The following is a 559-nucleotide window of genomic DNA, read 5'->3' on the forward strand; positions in this document are numbered from 1 at the left end:
TACAAGCCTAAAATCAGTCATTCAAACAGAGTACCAAATTTTGAGGATGCGATCGCCTCAATTATCAACTCTGTAGGGGCCCCTGGCTTGCGCCCTTTTTCATCTGGTGTCGGGCGAATATCAAATTGGGGCGTATGCCATACGCCCCTACAAAAATGCGATCGCACCCCCGCATCTCCCAACCATCTAAAATTGATGGATGATGCAAACACGGAACGCAGACTCATTGATAAATGATGGTATTGAGAAAAATCGAATACGGTGTTCCGTGGATGATGTGATGATGATGTCAGAAATGATCGTGATTCCAATTGGACGATCGCGTAATTATGGATGGTGCGTTATGCGGAAATATCATTGATTTGTCAGCATTCGCATTTTCCAGCCGCATAACACACCCTACTGGACTACGGCCGCCTTTTTCAAACAGTTTGAATAAGTTGGGTAGGGGCGCAAGGCTTGCGCCCTTTTTGGGTACGAGAAACCGCTTGGGAATCAATTCCCAAGCTAATAGCTCAAATCATCTGAAGATGATTGGGGAGGTTTAGGAGGGGATAAC

At 45.8% G+C, this 559-nt stretch carries 1 protein-coding gene; it reads left to right on the forward strand.

Annotation, left to right across the window (positions count from 1 at the left end; all coding sequences use genetic code 11):
• On the forward strand, positions 1-237 hold a 237-nt coding region (locus AC0QHF_RS03940; protein ID WP_324702880.1), incomplete at its 5' end, for a hypothetical protein.
• Between the last annotated feature and the right edge of the window lie 322 nt (positions 238-559).

The sequence above is a fragment of the Lyngbya sp. CCY1209 genome, assembly GCF_055795065.1.